The sequence below is a fragment of the Pseudomonas guariconensis genome, from assembly GCF_040822035.1.
In the GTDB taxonomy this organism is placed as follows: Bacteria; Pseudomonadota; Gammaproteobacteria; order Pseudomonadales; family Pseudomonadaceae; genus Aquipseudomonas; species Aquipseudomonas guariconensis.
The window spans coordinates 3368932-3389918 of the sequence record NZ_CP162012.1 but is presented as its reverse complement, the minus strand read 5'-3'; the positions used below and the strand labels follow the sequence as shown (position 1 = coordinate 3389918).

Here is a 20987-nt window from a genome sequence, read left to right as displayed (position 1 = left end):
TTCAGTAGTGGCCAGCGTGGGCCTGACAGACCAGCTCCTCGTACAGCTTGGCGTAGGGTTCCACGGCCTGGCACCAGTTGAAGGGCTGGGTCATGGCCAGGCAGCGCATGGCATTGAGCAGGTCTTTCTTGCCGTGCACGTAGAACGCCCGGCTCAGGGCCTCGCGGTAGCTCTCGACAGTGGACGCGTCGAACAGGAAACCGGTGACTCCGTCCTCGATGGTGTCGGCCAGCCCACCGGTGTTGCGCGCCACCGGCAGCGAGCCGAAGCGCTGCGCGTACATCTGGCTCAGGCCGCAGGGCTCATAGCGCGACGGCATCAGGAGGAAGTCGCTGCCTGCGAACATGCGTCGTGCATCGGTTTCGTTGAAGCCGATGCGCACGCCGATGCGCCCCGGGTAGCGCAGGGCCAGCTCGCGCATGGCCTGTTCTTCCTCAGGTTCGCCTCGACCGATAATGGCGATCTGGCCACCTTGTTTGACGATGTAGTCGGCCACGCCCAGCGTCAGGTCCAGGCCTTTTTGGTACACCAGGCGCGAGACCACGGCGAACAATGGCCCCTGCGATGCCTCGAGTTGGAACAGCGTGCGCACTTCTTGTGCGTTGCGCGCCTTGCCGTCCCAGTCGTTGAGGCTGAAATTGTGCTGCAGGTGCTTGTCGGTGGCCGAATCCCAGCTCTCGTCGATGCCATTGGGAATGCCGCCGAGCAGGCCCTGCTGCGCCTTGCTGGCCAGGAAGCCATCCAGCCCGCAGCCGAATTCGGGCGTGGTGATCTCCCGGGCATAGGTGGCGCTCACGGTGGTGATATGGCTGGAATAAGCCAGGCCCGCCTTGAGGAACGACAGCTTGCCGTAGAACTCCATGCCTTCCTGCTGCAGGGCATGGTCAGGGATGGCCAGCTCCGGGCAGCAGGCACGGCTGAACACGCCCTGGTAGGCCAGGTTGTGGATGGTGAACAGGGTCGGGGTGTTCAGGCCGCGCCAGTGCATGTACGCCGGGGCCAGGCCTGCCGGCCAGTCGTGGGCGTGCACCAGGTCGGGGCGCCAGTGGATCATGCCTTCGCCGGCGGCGATTTCCGCAGCGGCCAGGCCCAGTCGGGCGAAGCGGATGTGGTTGTCCGGCCAGTCGCGGCCATTGTTGGCGCCATAGGGCGTGCCGTCGCGCTCGTACAGTTCGGGGCAGAGCAGGACATAGATGACCAAGCCGTCGGCCAGATCCATGCGGCCGATCTTGCAGGGTGGCAGCGCCGCGTGCCCACCCAGTTCGCCGACGATATGGATGGGGTTGTCGCTGTCGACCACCTGGCGGTAGCCAGGAATCAACACACGGACATCGTGCAGATGGGACAGGGCCCGGGGCAGGGCCGAGGACACGTCGCCCAAACCCCCGGTCTTGACCAGGTCGGCGATTTCCGATGTGACGAACAGGATTTTGCGTTTGTGCGGGTTGTGACGGCGCTGGGCGCCGGGTGCCTTGGCTGTCGTGGCGAATCCTGGCGGCAGCGGTTCGCGGTTGTCCGGGGTGAATGTATCTACGTGAGGTTCGACAGCGGCACTGATCATACTTCTCTCCGTCCCTTGTATCGGGTGGCTGGCACCCTTTGGCGTTATGTCGTGTTGGTTCTCTCTAGTTCAAATCTTCGTAGTGCGGTCCATGCCCCAGAGTGGTGCGCACAAGCACCGTGCAATCGGCGTTCCAGCCGAAGGCAGTTGAGCTGTTTGGGGTGTGGGTGGGCCGAAGCGGGGAGGTCCCCTGTGCATTGGCCTACTTAGTTCCTGACCTGCCGCTTTGTTGGAAAGTTTCTTTTTTTTTCCGTCCGGTTACCCAGACGGTTTGGCGGGCAGAATCCCGAGTGTAGGAGAGGTTGCGTTACATTTGTGACCCGCTGGTCATTTAAATGATGACCGTGGGTCCGCGCAAACGTTGGCGGGTTGTCACAGGATGTTAATGCCGAAGGTAGAGGGGCCGCCTGAAAGGCAGCCCAGGACGCGAAAGGGTGCCTAGGCACTCCAGCGATCAATCGGTGGGCAATAGTGAGGAATGGTGCTGGCTGATCAACCAGCGTTCGCCGTCCCAGCGATAGGTGAAGGTGTAACGTGCCGCCACTTGTTGGCCGCTGGCGGCAAGATCAAAGGTATACAAACCGGCCAGGGTCGCCTCGTTGCAGCTTTGGCGTAGGTGATAGGTGTCGAGTTTGCCGCTGGGGCGCTTGGCCAAAAAGTGTTCGAAGTAGTCAATGCGCGCCTCACGGGTCTGGCGAGGAATCCTGGAAACGGTCGGCAGCAGCAGGGCGTCGTCCTGATAAAGGCTGGCGACCTGGTGTGGATCGCCGCTTTTGAGGCTGTCGTTCCATTGCGTGAACAGCCCCAGCACTTCCCTTTCGCTGGCGGTCTTGCACAGAGCTGCCGTGGCAGGGGCCGACAGGCCGACAAGCCCGATGAAAGTCAGGATCAACCTGTATTTGGATGAGGTCATGCGCGATCTCCGCTCAAAGCAGGCAACACAAGCCTGCGACGCGGCCACTGTAGGAAGGGCGGCGACAGCGAACTATCGGAATCCGGTACGGAGAATGAAGGGAGAATCTTGTCGAGTGGGAGCCATCAGCTCCCACCAGTAGCGATGAAAGATCAGATGCGAATGGCTTTGTCGTCTTCGCAGCGGGCCTGCTCGAGCAACTGATTCAACTGGGCGACCTGCTGGCGCAATTGGTCGCGTTCGTCCTTCAGGCGGCGCAGCTCGTCACGGCGCACGGTGACATAGAGGGTCTGGGTGGGAGTGGAAGGCATCAGGGTACCCATTGGAACACCTCGCGGTTCTGGCTGGTGACAATTTCAAGCGTAGACGCTTGGCGCGGCGCGCATTCTGAATTCTTTTCCTGGCCTTGGGAACTTTTTTGTTTATCGTTGTCGCCCCGTTCGTCGGTGAACCCTCGAACGGAGCACTGGACTAATCTGAAAACCTGAACCGCGTTGTCATCCATTTCGTAAGGGGAGCATCGACACATGCAACTGGGAATTGTCGGGCTGGGCCGCATGGGCGGCAACATCGCGAGGCGTCTGATGCTCGCAGGGCATCGGACCGTGGTCCACGACCGCAACCGCGACGCGGTGATGACGCTGGAGAGCGAGGGCGCCCAAGGGGCACACGACCTGGGAGCGCTGGTGCAGAAGCTCGAGGCACCTCGCGCGGTGTGGGTAATGCTGCCTGCCGGTGAGCCCACCGAGCAGACCATCGCCCAGCTGGCCGAGCTACTGGAGCCGGGCGACGCGATCATCGATGGTGGCAACACCTTCTATAAGGACGACATGCGCCGGGCCGCCGAGCTGGCCAAGCTGGGCCTGCATTATCTGGACGTCGGCACCTCCGGTGGCGTGTGGGGCCTGGAGCGCGGCTACTGCATGATGATCGGTGGTGAGAAGGACGTATTCGAGCGCCTCGAGCCGCTGTTCAAGGCCCTGGCCCCTGGCGTAGGCGACATCCCCCGCACCCGGGGCCGCGAGGGTGAACATGGCCGCGCCGAGCATGGCTATATCCATGCAGGGCCTGCCGGAGCCGGGCACTACGTGAAGATGGTGCACAACGGTATCGAGTACGGCTTGATGCAGGCCTACGCCGAAGGCTTCGACCTGCTGCGCAGCAAAGGCGGCAACGAACTGCCCGAAGACCAGCGCTTCGACCTGGACGTGGCCGAGATCGCCGAGGTCTGGCGTCGCGGCAGCGTGGTGACCTCCTGGCTGCTGGACCTGACCGCCGACGCCTTGGTGGCTGACCCGCAATTGGCTCAGTTCAGTGGCTCGGTGTCCGACAGCGGCGAAGGCCGTTGGACCATCGATGCCGCCGTCGAGCAGGCCGTGCCGGTGCCGGTGCTGTCCAGTGCGCTGTTTGCCCGTTTCCGTTCGCGCCAGCAGCAGGGCACCTATGGGGACAAGATCCTCTCGGCCATGCGCCTGGGCTTCGGCGGCCACGTCGAGAAAGGCAAATGACGGCACAGCGCATCCCGGCCGCGCCGCCCTGCACGTTGTTCCTGTTCGGCGCCAACGGCGATCTGGTCAAGCGCCTGCTGATGCCGGCGCTGTACAACCTCAGCCGCGACGGCCTGCTGGACCGCAACCTGCGCATCGTTGGTGTCGACCACAATCCAGCCACGGCCGAGGCGTTCGCAGAGCGCCTGCATGCCTTCATGGTCGAGCGCGACAAAGGCGGGGAGGGCTCCAACAAGTGTCTGGATGACAAAGTGTGGGCGCGCCTGGCCAAACGTCTGGACTACCAGATCGGCGATTTCCTGAACCCGGCCACCTATGAGGCCATCGGCAAGCGCATCGACAAGACCGCCCATGGCAATGCCATCTTTTACCTCGCCACCTCGCCGCGCTTCTTCCCGGAAGTGGCGCAGCGTCTGGGAGATGCCGGGCTGCTCGATGAGTCCGGCGGCGGTTTTCGCCGGGTGGTGGTGGAAAAACCCTTCGGCACCGACCTGGCCAGCGCCGAGGCGCTCAACGCCTGCCTGTTGGGGGTGATGAGCGAGCGGCAGATCTACCGGATCGACCATTACCTGGGCAAGGAAACGGTGCAGAACATCCTGGTCAGCCGGTTCTCCAACGGGCTGTTCGAGTCGTTCTGGAACAACCATTACATCGACCACGTGCAAATCACTGCGGCCGAGACCGTCGGTGTCGAAACCCGTGGCGCCTTCTACGACAACACCGGCGCCCTGCGCGACATGGTCCCCAATCACCTGTTCCAGTTGCTGGCCATGGTCGCCATGGAACCGCCGGCGGCCTTCGCTGCCGATGCGGTGCGCAGCGAGAAAGCCAAGGTGATCGGGGCCATCCGCCCCTGGTCGCAGAAGATGGCCCTCAAGCACTCCGTGCGTGGCCAGTACGTGGCCGGCAAGCAGGGCCGCAAGCGCCTGGCCGGGTATCGTCAGGAGCCGAACGTCGACCCTCAAAGCCGCACCGAGACCTATGTTGCCCTCAAGGTGATGATCGACAACTGGCGCTGGGCCGGGGTGCCGTTCTACCTGCGCACCGGCAAGCGCATGAGCGTGCGCGACACCGAGATCGCCATCTGCTTCAAGCCGGCGCCGTATGCGCAGTTCCGCGAGTCGGAACTGGAACGGCCCAAGCCCAACTACCTGAAGATCCAGATCCAGCCCAACGAAGGCATGTGGTTCGACCTGCAGGCCAAGCGTCCCGGGCCTGAGTTGGTGATGGAAAACGTCGAGCTTGGTTTTGCCTACAAGGACTTCTTCAAGATGACCCCGGCGACCGGTTACGAGACCTTGATCTACGACTGTCTCACCGGCGACCAGACCCTGTTCCAGCGCGCCGACAACATCGAGAACGGTTGGCGCGCCGTGCAGCCGTTCCTGGATGCCTGGGCCAGCGGTGGGGAGGTCCATGAATACCCCGCCGGCGAAGATGGCCCCGCGGCGGGCGACGAGCTGCTCACGCGTGACAAGCGGGAGTGGCACACCTTGGGATAAAGGGCTGCGATGGGGCGCAAAGCGCCCCAAACCGACCGTCTTGCAAAGGAGCGCCCATGCCAGCCCCGATCGAAGACTACGCGTTAGTGGGCAACTGCCGCAGCGCCGCCTTGGTCAGCCGCGACGGCTCCCTGGATTGGCTGTGCGTCCCGCGTTTCGACGCCCCGGCGGTGTTCGCCGCGCTGTTGGGCAATGAAGAGAACGGCCGCTGGCGACTGGCGCCCAGCGACCTGGTCGAAACCGTCACCCGCCGCTACCTCGATGACACCTTGGTGCTCGAAACCACCTACACTACTGCCAGCGGCCGCGCCCGGGTCATCGATTGCATGCCCCTGGGCGAACACAACGCCGTGGTCCGCATCGTCGAAGGCTTGGCCGGCGAAAGCGCCTTCGAGATGGATCTGGTACTGCGTTTTGACTATGGGCGCAGCGTCCCTTGGGTAGAGAAGCTCGACCCGCACACCCTCAGTGCGGTCGCCGGCCCTGACCGGATGATCCTGCGCAGCACGGAGCCTGTGCACTCGCGCGACTATCACAGCGTCAGCCGCTTTCGCGTTCTGGCCGGTGAGCGCCAGGTGTTCAGCCTGCGTCACCAGCTCTCGCATCTGCCGCCACAACCGGACTTCGACGTCGACCAGGCCTTGGAAACAACCATCGCCCAGTGGCAGGCCTTCGCCGCCCGCTGTCCGGATGTCGGCCCTTGGACGCCCTTGGTCCGCCGTTCCTTGCTCACCCTCAAGGCCCTGACCTACGCCCCCACCGGTGGCATTGTCGCCGCCGCGACCACTTCCCTGCCCGAGCGTGTGGGTGGCGAACGCAACTGGGATTACCGCTACTGCTGGCTGCGCGATGCCACCATGACCCTGTTGGCGCTGATGAACCTCGGCTACTTCGATGAGGCCCAGGCCTGGCGGGAATGGCTGCTGCGTTCGGTCGCCGGCAATCCCGAGCAGATGCAGATCATGTACGGCCTGGCCGGTGAGCGCGACCTGCAAGAGTTCACCCTGCCGTGGCTGAGCGGTTACGAGCACTCCCGCCCCGTGCGTATCGGCAACGCCGCCTCGGGGCAGTTGCAGCTGGACATTTATGGCGAGCTCGCCGATGCCATGACCCAGGCCATCCGCGGTGGCCTGCCCCGGCATCCGCGCAGCTCGGCCATTGCCCGCGCGATCCTGCCGTACCTGGAGCGCATCTGGCGTGAGCCGGACGAAGGCATCTGGGAAGTGCGCGGCGGGCGGCAGCACTTCGTGCATTCCAAGGTCATGGCCTGGGTCGCCTTCGACCGCGCCGCAAGCCTGGCCGACACCACCGAGGAAGACCGCGAACGAGGCCGGCACTACCGCCAAGTGGCCGATCAGATCCACCGCGAAATCTGCGAACAGGGGCTCGACCCTACGCGCCAGTACTTCGTCCAGGCCTATGGCTCCCGGGAAGTGGACGCAAGCCTGTTGCAGATCGCCCTGACGGGCTTCCTGCCTGCAGACGATCCACGCTTTCTGCGCACCCTGGCGCAGATCGAGCAGCGTCTGCTGCGCAACGGCTTGCTGCTTCGCTACGACAGCGACCGCTGTAGCGACGGCCTGACGCCGGGGGAAGGGACGTTCCTGGTGTGTTCGTTCTGGCTGGCGGACGTGTACGTGTTGCTCGGGCGGCAGCAAGAAGCCCAGGCCTTGTATGAGCGACTGGTCGGGCTATGCAACGACGTGGGCCTGCTGGCCGAGCAGTACGACCCGGTGGGTAAGCGGATGCTGGGCAATTTCCCGCAGGCGTTCAGCCATATCGGGATCATCAATACGGCGTTGAATCTGCACCGGGCGCAGTGTCCGGTGCGGGATCGGGCGGAGTTTTTCGACGCCAGTGTCACCCCTGTGGAAGCGGGCTCAACCGCGATGGGCGCGCGTAGCGCGCCCAAATAGCCGGTGGTGCCCCATGGGGTTACCAGTCGTGCGTATAACTGGCCGTCAACACCATGCCGGGTGCTGGCAGATGGCTGGTGTTGTTGTTATTGCGCAACAACTGGCTGTAGAGCGGGTAGTAGTCGCGATTGAACAGGTTCTGGATGCCCACGCTCACCTTGTCGTCAGGGGAGACCTGGTACTGGCTGATCAGATCCACGGTCGTGTAGGTGTCGACCTGGTGCCGGCCGAAGCTGTCCATGCCATCGAGGCGATAGTCCTTGGAGTCGAAGAAGGTGGCTTGCAGTCGGTTGCTCCAGTCGAAATTCGGCTTGTACTGCAGGTAAGCGGTCAGTTTCAGCGGAGGAACGCGGTAGCCGGTCATGTCTTGCCAGTCTTTGCCGTCTGGCTTTTCTCGTCCTTGCATCCAGGTCGCGCTGCCGCCGGCGCCCCAGATCTCATCGTCCGACAGCCAGTCGGCGCTGGCTTCGACGCCATAGATGCGCTCTTTGGTCCGGGTCAGGATCAAGCCGTTGTTGAAGCTTTGCACATCGCCCAGCTTGGACGTGGTGTAGAACAACGCCAGGGTGCCTAGCGTGTTGCTGCCCAGTTCCCCTCGCCAGCCAAGCTCATAGTTGTTGGTTTTCACAGGTTCCAGGTTCGAGGCGCTCAGATCGAAACCACGGCGTGCGTTTCGCAGTTGGATACCCACATCAGGCAGCTGGAAGCCCTGGCTGAAGGAGGCATAGATCTCCTGGCCGAGCACTGGCGAATAGACGATGCCAAGGTTCGAAAGCACCGCATCGTAGTGGATCCGCCCCCCTTCGACTGCCACGGGCGAGGTGGCCCGGGATTCGGACAGTGGAACGAAGTCATCGAACTGGGCGGTGGAGTATTCGTATCGCAGCCCGCCGTCGATCGACCAGTGCTCGTCGAAACGATGCTGAAGTTGGGCGAACGCGCCTGCGCTTCGGGTCTTGAGCGGCGGCATGTAGGTGAGCTTGCCGATCTTGTCGAAGACAAGGCCACCACTGGCGTCATAAGCCGCGGGGTCGAATACATCCAGTGGCATGTCGCTGCGCTCCTGGTTGTAGTCGCCGCCCCAGACCAATTCGGTATTGCCACTTTGCCCGAGCGGGGTGCGCAAGGTCAGGCGGCTGCCGAACACTTCGCTGTTCTGCATCACCTGGTCCACGTTGCCGCCACGGGTGGCGACGGCGCGGGCGTCGAATGGCGTGAAGCGCGTGAAATAGTCCCGGTAGTACAGCTGCGCGGAAAGCCGGCTCGAGAGGATATCGAGATGCTCGTATTCCAGATTCACCAGGGTGTTGCGAATGCGGTTCTGCTCGTCCAGATCCAGTCCCTTGATCGCGTTGGCCGGTACCGAGCCTGCTGGCAGTTTGGCGACGCGTGGGTCGGTGGCGTAGTCGGTGTCCTGGCGCGCGTCGTAGTGGCTGACACCCAGCTGCACCCGTTGGTTTTCGTCGATGTGCAGGCCAAGCTTGCCGCCGATGTTATAGATGTTGGCGTCGAACAGGTCCCCCTGGCTGGGCTCAGGCGCAATGCGGTCGCCGTGGGCATCGTACGAAGCACCGATGTGGCGGGTGCCGAAATCGAAGGCATAGTCCACCGCGCCTTGGGCGCCTGCGACATACTGCTGGAACTGCCCGCCCAGGCCATCGCTGCCCAGCCGGGTGAGGGGCGAGGTGGCGCTCAGGCTGGTCTGCGCGCGGTTCTCGCCACCGGCAGGGCGGGTAGTGATGGAGATGATGCCGCCTGTGGCGCCGCTGCCATAAATGGCGCTGCTGCCGCGGATGACTTCGACCTGTTCGATCAGTGCCGGGTCGATGTTGGCCAGGTTGCGCGAGGAGTCGCGGTTGGTGTTGAGCGGTACGCCGTCGACCATGATCAACATGCTGCGCCCGCGCAAGGTCTGGCCGTATTCGGTGACGGTGCGGCTGGAGTCGGACATGCCAGGAATCGCCTTGGCCAGTACCGTGGCCAGGCTCTCGGAGCCTTGGCGTAGTGCCTGTAGCTGGTCGTGGTCGATCAGTGTCGATTGCCGAGTTGCCGAGACTAGGTCGCTGCGGGTACGCGAAGAGGTGATTTCCATCTGCGCCATTTCAACAGGTTCGCTGCGGGTGATCGGCGAGGGGGTGGCCTGGATTTGCTCGGAGGGGACGATGATGAAGGTATGCGCATCCTTGGCCTGTACCTGCAGCCCTGAGTGCTCGAGCAGTTTTTGCAGTGCTTGCTCTGGCGTGAATCGCCCCTTCAGCGCAGGCGCCTGTTGGCCTGCACCCAGGTCGCCTGCAAAGATGATCTGTACCGAGGATTGCTGTGCCAGGGTGTTGATGGCCTGGCCAAGCGGGGCGGCCGGCAGGTCGATGTTCACCAGTTCCTGGCCTTGAGCCGATATCGCGATGAACAGGCTGCTGGCGAGTAACGACAAGCGTAGAGAGCGACCGCGCAAGGAAGAATGCACTTCTCGAGTTCCTTTGTAGTTGGCTTTTTCAACTAGCCGTCTGGGGAATCGAAAAACCCTACCTTCGCTTGAGTATTTATTTTCCGGGCGCCCGGCGTTCGACATGGACGCTGCCGTCTTCCTGGCGCGACAGGGAAACAGGCAGGATGCTTGGGAGCAGATCCAGCAGCAGATCGACGTTGTGCGCCTGGAACACGCCAGTCACCTTGAGCGCCGCCAGGCTTGGGTCACCCAGCTCGATGGGCGCCGTTCGATAGTGGCGAAGCACGGCAACGGCCTCGTCCAGCGGTGTTTGCTCGAACACGATGCGATCATGTTTCCAGGCCATCGCCTTGGTCGCGTCAACCTTCGCTACCGTCGTGAGCTGTCCACCGATCGCATCGACCTGTTGCCCTGGCGCCAGGATGACCGGCGTTTGCACGGTTGCCGGTGTATCGACTTCCACACGGCCCCGCGCCAACGTCACCCGAACATTGTCGTCATCCAGTCGACGGACATTGAACAGTGTGCCAAGCACCTGGACCCTGGCCGAACCTGCCGACACCACGAAGGGGCGGTAAACGGCCGAAGACACCTCGAACAGGACCTGGCCGGCGCGAAGATCCACATCGCGACTGAACACACGCCAGCGGACATCGATAGCGCTGGCGCTGTCGAGCAGCAGTTCGCTGCCATCGGCAAGCGCAACAGCGCGCCGCTCGCCGACCGCAGTGGTGAATCGCTCTTGCTTGTAGGCAGGGTTCAACCAGCCCAGGGCACCGATGGCCAGCGCGGCCAACAGCATGAGCGCGGCGGCCTTGGCTGGTTTGCGCGCTGTCGGCTTGGCTGGCGGAACGGGAAACAGCCGCTTGAGGTCTTCACGATGCCGTCCAAGGGCCTCATCCAATCGCCCCTTGTCGGTGTCATGGGTCATGGATGCACCTCGTCACGTCCGAGCGTTGCCCTGCATGCGGCAAGCCCCAGGCGAAGATGCTTTTCCACTGTCTTGATGGAAATACCAAGGTGCTTTGCCACTTCTGCTTGAGGGATTTCGTGGATTTTATGCAGGACGAACACCGCCTGACAGCGCGCAGGCAGTGCGGCGATCGCATCGACGAGCAATTGAAACTCACGCTCGGCCTCGTATCGGTTCACGGGGGTGGCAGCGGTACAGGGGATCTCGGGCAGTTCGCTGGCGGCCTCCACCCAGGCGGCTCGACGGCGCTCGCCACGGTAGCGGCTGATGGCGGTGTCGTGGGAGATTTTGCGCAGCAGGGCGAGGGGGCTGCGGACTTCTTCCTTTTCGCCTCGCTCGAGCAACTGCACGCACACGTCATGCACCACGTCGCGCGCTGAGCTTTTGTCACCGAAGCGTCGGCGAATGTGCTCCACGAGCTCGTCGTAGTGCCGGACCAGTGTGGTCAGCAGCGTCGGTTTGGCGGGATCGAACGACACGATGCACCCAGGAAGAAAGCTTGCTTTCGAAGCGAGTGGGCGAGTGTAAATGAGAAGTAATTGCGAATAAATACCATCTTTCACAATGGTAATCGTCGAACGAAGGCGGGGGTCGAGCTTGGTTGGAGCTTTGGCGCCACAAGGGACGCGTTGCGTCGTCCCCTGTGGGAGTGCCCAAGCGATCAATCGTGATGCTTGTGCTTCTTGTGCTTGTGTTTCTTGCCGGAGTTGTGGCTGTGATGGTGATCGTCATCGGCCATGCTGTTGCCGATGGCACTGCCCGCCGCGCCGCCCAGGCCGGCACCGATGGCGCCGCCGGTGGAGCCGCCAACCTTGTTGCCCAGCACCTGGCCACCTGCGGCGCCCAGGCCACCGCCGATGGCGGCTTCGGTTTTCTTGCCGTGCTTGGCCGACACCGCACCGCCTGCCGCGCCGCCAACGCCGGCGCCGATCGCGGCACCCGTACTACCACCAATGGCCTGACCGACCACACTCCCCAGAGCTCCGCCGACACCACCGCCGACCGCGGTGTTGGTGGTTTCGCCGGCGATGGCATACGAGCTGGCCATCAAGGTGAACAGTGCGATTACAGGAAATGACTTGCGCATGTTTTACAGATCTCAGGATGAATCACGAGCGCGAAGTCTGCGGCCCGGCGTGGGCACGGTCAACGAAAAACCGATGGGCTCTGGACTCAGGTCAAGCATTCGACGAGTGCTATGGCCGTTGGTCGGGGCGTTTCATGCCAGGCGCCCGTCGCGCGCCATGTGATAACGCCGCAGGTCTTGCGCCAGGATCAGGTTGCCGCGGTAGTGTGCCAGGGCTTCCTGATGCACGTCTGCGATGGACGGGCTGCGCTGGGGGTTGGGCTGATAGCGGGCACTGAAGTGGGTGAGCACCAGGTTCTTCACCCCCGCCTGTTCGGCGAACTGCGCCACCGCCGCGGCCGTGCTGTGGCCGAAGGTGGCCTGGGTGCGCTCGATCTGCGGTTGGGTGAAGGTCGCCTCGTGCACCAGCACATCCACGTCCTTTGCCACCTCGGCGAGCAGGCCTGGGGTGTCGTTGTCGCCACAGACGATGATGCGCCGGGCAGGGCGGGACGCGCGCAGGTAATCCTGGGGGTTGAGCCTGCGGCCGTCGTGTACGACCGGATTGCCATGGGCCAGCTCGCCCCACAAAGGACCCCGCGGTATCCCCTCGGCGTCCAGGCGCTGGATGTCCAGGCGTGGTTCGGGGTTGATTTCGGTGAACACAAAGCCGTGGCTGGGGACGCGGTGAGACAGCGCCACGGTGCTCACCTGGATATTGTCGTTGTGCCAGGTGCCGAGTGCTTCCACCGCCAATAAGCGCAGTTCGAAGGTCAGGAAGGTCTGGCTGACCGCAAGGCTCAGGCGTATCCAGTCGTGCAGCGCCGCCGGTGTGATCAGATCCAGGGGCTCGGTGCGCCCGGACATGCCTGCGCTGGCCAGCAGGCCTGGGAGGCCGAAGCAGTGGTCGCCGTGGACGTGGGTGATGAACACGCCTCGCAGGTCGCGGATCGACAGCGAGGTATGGAGCAATTGGTGCTGGGTGGCTTCTCCGCAGTCGACCAGGTACCAATGGCTTCCAGTCGCTTCGATGACGGCGGTGCCGGTCACGTTGCGCGCCTTGGTGGGCACACCGGCTGAAGTGCCCAGAAACTGCAGATCCATGGGTGGGCTCCTTAGGGGGATAGCGGCATTTTCACGGGTGACCCTGCCGTGAGGCAAGCCGGTGGCCCGAGGATCGAAAAGATGCGTCCCACGCGCCGATCAGTAGGGTATTTCTGTAAGATTCAGTCTTCATTTTGCTTAGAGCTTTGGCTATGGACGTTCATTCGATTCTCGCCTTCACCGTGGTCGCCGCGATTGCCATTGCCAGCCCCGGGCCCGCCACCTTGATGGCCATCAATAACAGCCTGGCGCACGGACAGCGCAGCGCGGTGTGGTCCTCGATCGGCAATGCCAGTGGCCTGTTCTGCCTGTCTTCGGCCGCAATGCTTGGCCTGGGGGCGCTGCTGGCCAGTTCCGAATGGCTGTTCAACGCGGTGAAGATTCTCGGCGCGGGCTATCTGTTCTATCTGGGCGCCAGGCAGTTGCTCAAGAAAGGTCCGATGCTGGCGCAAGGCGTCGAAGCGAGTGCGCAGAAGGCCCGCCCCACACGCTGGAAACTCTACAAGTCCGCCTTCCTCACGGCGGTGACCAACCCCAAGGCGACGATGTTCTTCACGGCCTTGTTCCCACAGTTCATCGACCAACAAGCGGCACTGCTGCCGCAGTTCCTGATCCTCACTTCGATCTTCATGGCTTTGTCGCTGGTGTCGTTGAGCCTGTATGCCGCTCTCGCGTCGCGGGCCAAGGGAGTGCTGACCCGTCCTGCGTTGTCGCGGTGGGTCAGTCGGGTGGTGGGGTCGACGTTCATCGGTTTTGGCGCTGCCATCCTGACCATGCGCCGGCAGGCCGCGTGAGGCACCGAGCGGTGCTTTGCAGACGAAAAGGGGGGCGCTTGGCGCCCCATTTCGTTAACCCAACACTTTTCCGGCCACCTCATCCACGGCGGCCTTGGTGATGGCCACGATGCGCTCGGCATCCTGCTTGTCCAGCACCAGCGGTGGCGCAAAGCCGAGGATGTCGCCGTGGGGCATGGCTCGCGCGATCATGCCACGCTCCAGACAGGCCGCCGACACCTGCGGGCCGACCTTCAGGGCCGGGTCGAACGCAGTACGGGCATCACGGTCGGCCATGAACTCGACCGCGCACAGCATGCCATCGCCGCGCACTTCACCGACCAGCGGATGGCCTTCGAAGGTCTCGCGCATGCGCTGGTTGAGGTAGGCGCCGACCACGGCTGCATTGCCGGTCAGGTCTTCGCGCTCGAGGATGTCCAGGTTAGCCAGCGCCGCTGCCGCGCAGATCGGATGGCCGGAATAGGTCCAACCGTGGCCCATGGGGCCGGCCTTGCGCGAGCCTTCTTCGATCACGTTCCACACCTTCTCTCCGACGATCACCGCCGACAGCGGTGCATAGGCGCTGGTCAGGCCTTTGGCGGTGGTGATCAGGTCCGGGCGGATGCCGTAGCGCTGGCTGCCCATTTTGGAGCCCAGGCGGCCGAAGGCGCAGACCACTTCGTCGGCGATCAGCAACACGTCGTAGCGGTCCAGCACGGCCTGGATCGCCGTCCAGTAGCCCTTGGGCGGGACGATGATGCCGCCGGTGCCCATCAACGGCTCGCCGATGAAGGCTGCCACGGTCTCCGGGCCTTCGGCGAGAATCAGTTTCTCCAGCTCATCGGCGCAGTACTGCACGAAGGCTTGCTCGTCCATGCCGGCCGGGGCCTTGCGGTACCAGTGCGGGCAGACGGTGTGCTTGACGCCTTCGACCGGCAGGTCGAAGTGCTGGTGGAAGCTGGACAGGCCGGTGAGGCTGCCGGTCATGATGCCCGATCCGTGGTAGCCACGATCACGGGAGATGATCTTCTTCTTGTTCGGGCGACCGAGGATGTTGTTGTAGTAGCGCACCAACTTGACTTGGGTCTCGTTGGCGTCGGAGCCGGAGAGGCCGTAATAGACCTTTTTCATGCCCGCCGGCGCCCAGTCGATGATCCGGCTGGAGAGCTCGATGATCGCCTCGGTCGAGTGGCCCACATACGTGTGGTAGTACGCCAGCTCCTTGGCTTGGCGGTGGATGGCGTCGGCCACCTCGGTGCGGCCGTAGCCGATGTTGACGCAGTACAGGCCGGCGAAGGCATCGATCAGTTCGCGCCCTTCGTGGTCGCGCAGGCGAATGCCTTCGGCGCCGGTGATGATCCGCCCCTTGAGTGCGCCGCTGGCATGGTCATGGGCGTGGGTCGAGGGGTGCATGAAGTGGGCGCGGTCTTGTTCGAACAGCTGGTTGTATTCTGGGTTCATGGCAAACACTCCTTAGAGTTGACCTTGATGGTGCAGGCAAAAGTATTTGGTTTCGACGAAAGGCTCGAAGCCTTCGCTGCCGCCTTCGCGGCCAAGGCCTGAGGCCTTCATGCCGCCGAAGGGGATGGGGTGGCCGGTGAATTTCACGCCGTTGACCGCGACCATGGCGTGGTCCAGCCGTCGGATCAGCGGGTGGACCACGTCCAGGCGGTTGGAGCAGATGTAGGCGGCCAGCCCGTACTCGGTGTCGTTGGCCATCTCGATGGCCTGCTCCAGGGTGTCGAAGGGCATGACCCCGGCAATCGGTGCGAAGTTCTCTTCCTGGTAGATGCGCATGCCAGGGGTCACGTCGGCCAGCACCGTTGGCTGGTAGAACCAGCCGCCCAAGGCGTGGGTTTCACCGCCCACCAGGCGGCGGGCGCCTTGGGCGATGGCGTCGTCGACCCGTGCCACCGTGGCGTCGAACGCGCCCTGGTGCATCAGGGGGCCGACGTCGGCCGGGGTTTCCTGGCCGTCCACCATCGCCGGCCCTACCCGCAGCGCCCGCACCGCCTCGGCGAAGCGCGCCAGGAAGTCCTCGTACAGTGGGCGCTGGACCATGATTCGGTTGGCCGCGCAGCAATCCTGCCCGGAGGTCTGGAACTTCGCGGCCACGGCCACCTTCACTGCCAGGTCCAGGTCGGCATCGGCGCAGACGATGAATGGCGCGTTGCCACCGAGCTCCAGGGCGACCTTCTTCACGTCTTGCGCCGCCGCCTGCAACACCAGCTTGCCGACCCGGGTGGAGCCGGTGAAGCTGACCGAGCGCACCCGTGGATCACGTACCAGGGTCTCCATCGTCATCTGCGGTTCGCCGATCACCACGTTGAACACCCCGGGCGCAAAGCCCGCCGCCTCGGCCAGCGCGGCCAAGGCCAGCGCCGAGTAGGGCGTCTCGTGGGCGGGCTTGACCACCACGGTGCAGCCTGCCGCCAGGGCGGCGGCGGCTTTGCGGGTGATCATCGCGCTGGGGAAGTTCCACGGGGTAAGCAGCGCGCACACGCCCACCGGCTCCTTTACCGTGCCCAGGTCTGCGCCGGGGATATGGCTGGGGATGGTCTGGCCATACAGGCGTCGGGCCTCTTCGGCGAACCAGGGAATGAAACTTGCGGCATAGGCGATCTCGCCGCGGGCCTCGGCCAGCGGTTTGCCTTGCTCCTGGCTGAGGATGCGCGCCAGGGCCTCCTGGTGTTCGATGATCAGTTCACCCCAGCGGCGCAGCAGGGTCGCACGTTCCTCAAGGCGCAGCTTGCGCCAGGGGCCGAAGGCACGCTGGGCGGCGTCCACCGCGGCGACGATCTGCTCGTGATCGAGCAGCGGCACATGGCCGATGGTCTGGCGGTTGCCGGGGTCGAGCACGGCGATGCTGTTGCCGCTGGTGCTGTGCACCCATTGGCCGTCGACGTAGCACAGGGATTTGAATGGGTATTCGTTCGACATGATGTTTCCCCTACCTCTCGTTGTCGTCGCGTGCGTGCCGTCTATGCCAGTACGTCTGCGATCACCGCCAGGGTGTCGCCGCACTGCACCAGTCCGGGAAAATGCCGGGCGGCCAGCAGGCCGTCGCGACGGGCGCGGTACTCCACCGGCGCGCTGCCGGTGCGGCGGATGTCGTGGATGCGGGCGATCACTTCGCCCTGGCTGACCTGTTCGCCCAGGTCGCGGCACATCTCCAGCAGGCCGTCGTGCTCGCTGGCGATGAAGCAGTCGCCATCGGGCATGTCGAGCATGATCGATTCGTCGGGCGTGACCTCGCCTTTCAGGATGCCGGCATGCACCAGCAGGTTGTGCACGCCACGTTCGGCCAGGGCCACGCTGCGCGCCGTAGCGGTGCCGCCACCCCCCAGCTCGGTGGTGACGAACACCTTGCCCTGGGCCTCGGCAGCGGTGTCGTACATGGCCTGGGCATCGAGCTCGAGCATGCGCATGGCATAGGGCGCTGCGAACGCCCGCATGCCCGCTTCGCAGCGTGCCTGCTGGGCCTTGTCGGGCAGTACGTGGCAGGCGGCGAAGGGCAGAAAGTCCAGGGTGCGGCCACCGGAGTGGATGTCCAGCACCACATCGGCCATCGGCAGCAAGGTGCGTCGGAAGTAATCGGCGATTTTCTGTGTGACTGTGCCATCGGGCTTGCCCGGAAAGCTGCGGTTGAGGTTTCCCTGGTCGATCGGCGAGGTGCGGGTGCCGGCATGGAACGCCGGGGTGTTCATGAACGGCACGATAATCACCCGTCCGCTGACCTGGTCGGCGCGCAGCCGCTGGGCCAGCTTGCTGAGCGCCACAGGTCCTTCGTATTCGTCGCCATGGTTGCCGCCGGTGAGCAGCGCGGTCGGGCCGTCGCCGTGCTTGACCACGGTGATCGGAATCATCACCGCGCCCCAGGCCGAGTCGTCGCGCGAATGGGGCAGCTTGAGAAACCCGTGTTGCACGCCATCGCGGGTGAAGTCCACCGTGCTGCTGATCGGGTTGGCCACTTCGGTGTCTGTGAATGCGTTCATGGCATCAGTCCTTGACGAACAACTGGCGTGGCACGTCGCACAGGGTCTGGACCCCGGTCTCGGTGATCAGGATGCTTTCGGTGATCTCAAGCCCCCAGTCGTCCATCCACAGCCCTGGCATGAAATGGAAGGTCATGCCCGGTTGCAGCACGCTGGTGTCGCTGGGGCGCAGGCTCATGGTGCGCTCGCCCCAATCCGGCGGATAACTGAGGCCGATCGGGTAGCCGCACCGGCTGTCTTTGTGAATGCCGAACTTCTCCAGCACCTTGAAGAACGCCTTGGCGATGTCACCGGTAGTGTTGCCGGGGCGGGCGGCCTCAAGGCCGGCGGCGATGCCTTCGACCACGGCTTTCTCGCCTTCGAGAAAGTGCCGTGGCGGCTTGCCGAGGTACACCGTGCGCGACAGCGGGCAGTGGTAACGCTTGTAACAGCCAGCGATCTCGAAGAAGGTCCCGGCGCCTTTGACGAACGGGGAGTCGTCCCAGGTCAGGTGCGGGGCGCTGGCGTCGGCGCCGGTCGGTAGCAGGGGCACGATGGCCGGGTAATCCCCACCATGGCCGTCCACACCGAGAATGCCGCTGCTGTAGATCTCGGCCACCAGCTCATTCTTGCGCATGCCTGGTTCGATGCGTTCGAGGATGCGCGCATGCATCTTCTCGACGATGCGTGCGGCGATGCGCATGTACTCGATTTCCTGCGGGGACTTCACCGCCCGCTGCCAGTTGACCAGCCCGGCGGCATCGCTGAAGGTCGCCTGGGGCAAATGGCGGCACAGGGCCTGGTAGGCAGCGGCGCTGAAGTAGTAGTTGTCCATCTCCACGCCGATGTTGAGCGCGCCCCAGCCCTTGGCCAGGATCACTTCCTGGCACAGGTAGTCCATCGGGTGACGCTCGCGCGACTGCACGTAAATGTCCGGGTAGCCGACGATGTTGTCGTGGTCCATGAATACCGTGCGCTTGGCGCCGTTGGCGTCCTGGCCGCGGCCGAACCAGATCGGTTCGCCTTCCTGCGCCAGCAACACGCACTGATGGACGTAGAACGACCAGCCGTCATAGCCGGTTAGCCAGGCCATGTTCGACGGATCGGTGACCAGCAACAGGTCCAGGCCCTGCGCCTGCATGGCGGCGCGGGTCTTGGCCAGGCGCTGGGCGTATTCCTGCCGGCTGAATGGCAGGTTGACCACTGACTGAGACATTGCAATGCCCTCTGATGAGTGGGGTGGGTTCAGCTGTTGAATGCCAGGCCTTTGCCGGCAGCGCGGGCGCGCTCGAAGGCGAGGTTGGCGATGGCAGTGTCCTGGGCGCCGGTGCCGGTCAGGTCGCACAAGGTGATCTGAGCGGCGCTGAGGCGACCTGGCTGTTGGCCGGCGATGACCTGGCCGAGCTCGCAGAAGCGGCTTTCGTCTTTCACCACCCCAGCGCGCAGGGCGTGGTGCAGCTCGCCGAGCAACCGGGTCTGGCCAAGGCGGTCGGCGACATAGCGCTCCACCTGGGCCACCACTTGCGGTGCGATCTCGTTCTTGTGCTCGGCATCCGAGCCCATGGCGGTGATGTGCAGGCCAGGTCTCAGGTGCCTGGGATGGATCAACGGCTCGCGGCTTGGCGTGCAGGTGATGGCAATGTCCGCGCCGTGCATGGCCTGGTCGACACTGTCGCAGACTGCGACCTGCAAGTGGCCGTCGCGTCCCAGCTCATCGCCCAGCGCCGCGGCCTTTGCTGCATCGCGTGCCCACAGTTGCACCCGCTCGATCGGGCGTACCAGGCGCAGCGCCTGCAATTGCAGGCGAGCCTGTTCGCCGCTGCCGATCAGGGCCGCGCAGCGGCTGTCTTCGCGGGCCAGCCAGCGCGCCGCCACCGCGCCGGCGGCAGCGGTGCGCACGGCGGTGAGGTAGCCGTTGTCCAGCAACAGCGCATCGAGCAGGCCGGTGCGGGCTGAAAGCAGCATCATCATGCCGTTGAGGCTGGGCAGGCCAAGGCTGGGGTTGTCGAAGAACCCCGGGCTGACCTTGATCGCGAATCGCTCGATGCCCGGCAGGTAGGCGGTTTTCACGTCCACCTCGCCGTTGTGCTCCGGCACGTCCAGCCGAAGAATCGGCGGCATGGCCACCTTGGCCGTGGCCAGCAGGGCGAATGCCTGCTCGACAGTATCGATCGCAGCGTGGTCGAGGGTGATGCAGTCTCGCAGGTCGGCTTCGTTGAGCAAGGTGATGGCCGGCATCGGTGAACCTCCAGTGAGCGAAAAAAAGACCTCAGGCAGCGGCGCCGTTGATCACCCGCAGGTGTTGTGCGGTGTCGACATTGCGTCCGCTGACCACCACCACGATCGGCCCGCGAGCGGACACCCGGCCCTCGAGCAGGGCGGCGATACCCACTGCAGCGGCGCCCTCGAGCACCAATCGCTCCTGCTGATACGCGTGACGCAGGCCATTGGCGATGGCGGCTTCGTCGAGCAGATGGACTTGGTCGAGCAGGCGTTGGGTGAGGACGAAGGTGTGGCGGTTGTCCAGGCCGATACCGCCGCCGAGGGAGTCGGCCAGGGTCGGCAGTTCTTGCACCTCGACCGGGTGGCCGGCCTGCAGACTGGCGTGCATGGCCGCGCCGCGGTGCATGCTGATGCCGTGGGTGGTGATGGCCGGGTTGATGCTTTTGACGGCCAAGGCGACGCCGGCGAACAGACCACCGCCGGAAAGCGGTACAAGCACCTGGGCGACCTCGGGCAGTTGTTCGAGGATTTCCAGGCCCAGGGTGCCTTGGCCTGCGATCACGTCCGGGTGGTCGAACGGCGGAACCAGCGTCGCGCCTTGTTCCTGGGCATGGCGCAGGGCGGCGTGCTGGGCGTCGTCCTGGGAATGGCCGACGATGCATACTTCGGCGCCTAGGTCACGGATGGCCTGGACCTTGTTGGCGGGCACCAGATCGGACAGGTAGACGGTCGCCGGCACGCCCCGTTGCGACGCGGCGTAAGCCAATGCCCGACCGTGGTTGCCAGTGGAGGCGGTCACCACCCCCAGTGCCCGCTGTTCATCGCTGAGGCAGGCGATGGCGTTGCTGGCGCCGCGCAGCTTGAAGCTACCGGTGAGCTGCTGGGACTCGAGCTTGAGGTAGACCGGCACGCCGACCTGGCGGGTCAGGGCAGGGGAGTGCTCCAGTGGCGTGCGGCGCACGAGCCCCTGGATGCGCTGATGGGCAAGGTAGATATCGTGAAGCGAAAGCACTGACATGACCGCATCC

Annotated in this window: 18 protein-coding genes; 4 read left to right on the top strand and 14 right to left on the bottom strand. The window is 64.2% G+C overall.

Features of this window, described 5'->3' with window-relative positions; translation table 11 throughout:
• Position 1: 1 nt before the first annotated feature.
• The 3 genes from glgA to AB1N67_RS15590 form a co-directional block, all read right to left on the bottom strand.
• The gene (gene glgA, locus AB1N67_RS15600; protein ID WP_043212048.1) at positions 2 to 1561 is read right to left on the bottom strand and encodes a glycogen synthase GlgA; all 1560 of its coding nucleotides are present in this window, start codon (positions 1559 to 1561) and stop codon (positions 2 to 4) included.
• 454 nt (positions 1562 to 2015) lie between these two features.
• The gene (locus AB1N67_RS15595; protein ID WP_043212046.1) at positions 2016 to 2474 is read right to left on the bottom strand and encodes an SgcJ/EcaC family oxidoreductase; all 459 of its coding nucleotides are present in this window, start codon (positions 2472 to 2474) and stop codon (positions 2016 to 2018) included.
• A 152-nt stretch (positions 2475 to 2626) separates the two neighbouring features.
• Complete coding sequence (locus tag AB1N67_RS15590; RefSeq protein ID WP_167358085.1) at positions 2627 to 2797, bottom strand: DUF6026 family protein; 171 nt, start codon at positions 2795 to 2797, stop codon at positions 2627 to 2629.
• Between the two features lie 204 nt (positions 2798 to 3001).
• Here AB1N67_RS15590 and gnd point away from each other — a divergent pair, with 204 nt between their 5' ends.
• The 3 genes from gnd to AB1N67_RS15575 are packed head-to-tail and all read left to right on the top strand — an operon-like array spanning position 3002 to position 7400.
• Complete coding sequence (gene gnd / locus AB1N67_RS15585) at positions 3002 to 3982, top strand: phosphogluconate dehydrogenase (NAD(+)-dependent, decarboxylating) (RefSeq protein ID WP_367863175.1); 981 nt, start codon at positions 3002 to 3004, stop codon at positions 3980 to 3982.
• Positions 3979 to 5484, top strand: a complete 1506-nt coding sequence (gene zwf / locus AB1N67_RS15580; RefSeq protein WP_043212043.1) for a glucose-6-phosphate dehydrogenase — start codon at positions 3979 to 3981, stop codon at positions 5482 to 5484. Before gnd ends, zwf begins: the two co-directional genes overlap by 4 nt.
• Before the next feature lie 56 nt (positions 5485 to 5540).
• Positions 5541 to 7400 carry a glycoside hydrolase family 15 protein gene (locus tag AB1N67_RS15575; protein ID WP_367863174.1) on the top strand — a complete coding sequence of 620 codons (1860 nt, stop codon included), beginning with the start codon at positions 5541 to 5543 and terminating at the stop codon, positions 7398 to 7400.
• A 19-nt stretch (positions 7401 to 7419) separates the two neighbouring features.
• Here AB1N67_RS15575 and AB1N67_RS15570 read toward each other — a convergent pair whose 3' ends face one another.
• The 5 genes from AB1N67_RS15570 to AB1N67_RS15550 form a co-directional block, all read right to left on the bottom strand.
• A complete protein-coding gene (locus AB1N67_RS15570; protein WP_090344448.1) occupies positions 7420 to 9864 on the bottom strand; it encodes a TonB-dependent receptor in 2445 nt (814 codons plus the stop codon).
• Between the two features lie 76 nt (positions 9865 to 9940).
• The gene (locus AB1N67_RS15565) at positions 9941 to 10777 is read right to left on the bottom strand and encodes a FecR family protein (protein ID WP_367863173.1); all 837 of its coding nucleotides are present in this window, start codon (positions 10775 to 10777) and stop codon (positions 9941 to 9943) included.
• On the bottom strand, positions 10774 to 11298 hold the full coding sequence (locus AB1N67_RS15560; RefSeq protein ID WP_043212039.1) for an RNA polymerase sigma factor: 525 nt from the start codon (positions 11296 to 11298) through the stop codon (positions 10774 to 10776). The genes AB1N67_RS15565 and AB1N67_RS15560 overlap by 4 nt, the downstream gene beginning before the upstream one ends.
• 182 nt (positions 11299 to 11480) lie before the next feature.
• Positions 11481 to 11906 carry a glycine zipper domain-containing protein gene (locus AB1N67_RS15555; protein WP_070572586.1) on the bottom strand — a complete coding sequence of 142 codons (426 nt, stop codon included), beginning with the start codon at positions 11904 to 11906 and terminating at the stop codon, positions 11481 to 11483.
• A gap of 132 nt (positions 11907 to 12038) precedes the next feature.
• On the bottom strand, positions 12039 to 12989 hold the full coding sequence (locus AB1N67_RS15550; protein WP_367863172.1) for a ribonuclease Z: 951 nt from the start codon (positions 12987 to 12989) through the stop codon (positions 12039 to 12041).
• A gap of 152 nt (positions 12990 to 13141) precedes the next feature.
• Here AB1N67_RS15550 and AB1N67_RS15545 point away from each other — a divergent pair, with 152 nt between their 5' ends.
• Positions 13142 to 13783, top strand: a complete 642-nt coding sequence (locus AB1N67_RS15545; protein ID WP_043212034.1) for a LysE family translocator — start codon at positions 13142 to 13144, stop codon at positions 13781 to 13783.
• A gap of 54 nt (positions 13784 to 13837) precedes the next feature.
• Here AB1N67_RS15545 and AB1N67_RS15540 read toward each other — a convergent pair whose 3' ends face one another.
• From AB1N67_RS15540 to eutB, 6 genes are read right to left on the bottom strand one after another with little or no spacing between them, the layout of a single operon-like run.
• Entirely contained in the window at positions 13838 to 15223 is a 1386-nt protein-coding gene (locus AB1N67_RS15540; RefSeq protein ID WP_367863171.1) for an aspartate aminotransferase family protein, read from the bottom strand.
• 12 nt (positions 15224 to 15235) lie between these two features.
• Positions 15236 to 16702, bottom strand: a complete 1467-nt coding sequence (locus AB1N67_RS15535; protein WP_367863170.1) for an NAD-dependent succinate-semialdehyde dehydrogenase — start codon at positions 16700 to 16702, stop codon at positions 15236 to 15238.
• Between the two features lie 41 nt (positions 16703 to 16743).
• Positions 16744 to 17757 carry a N(2)-acetyl-L-2,4-diaminobutanoate deacetylase DoeB gene (gene doeB / locus AB1N67_RS15530; RefSeq protein ID WP_043212028.1) on the bottom strand — a complete coding sequence of 338 codons (1014 nt, stop codon included), beginning with the start codon at positions 17755 to 17757 and terminating at the stop codon, positions 16744 to 16746.
• A gap of 4 nt (positions 17758 to 17761) precedes the next feature.
• Positions 17762 to 18952 carry an ectoine hydrolase DoeA gene (doeA, locus tag AB1N67_RS15525; protein ID WP_043212026.1) on the bottom strand — a complete coding sequence of 397 codons (1191 nt, stop codon included), beginning with the start codon at positions 18950 to 18952 and terminating at the stop codon, positions 17762 to 17764.
• Between the two features lie 29 nt (positions 18953 to 18981).
• On the bottom strand, positions 18982 to 19974 hold the full coding sequence (eutC, locus tag AB1N67_RS15520; protein ID WP_367863169.1) for an ectoine utilization protein EutC: 993 nt from the start codon (positions 19972 to 19974) through the stop codon (positions 18982 to 18984).
• Between the two features lie 31 nt (positions 19975 to 20005).
• Entirely contained in the window at positions 20006 to 20977 is a 972-nt protein-coding gene (gene eutB / locus AB1N67_RS15515; RefSeq protein ID WP_367863168.1) for a hydroxyectoine utilization dehydratase EutB, read from the bottom strand.
• Between the last annotated feature and the right edge of the window lie 10 nt (positions 20978 to 20987).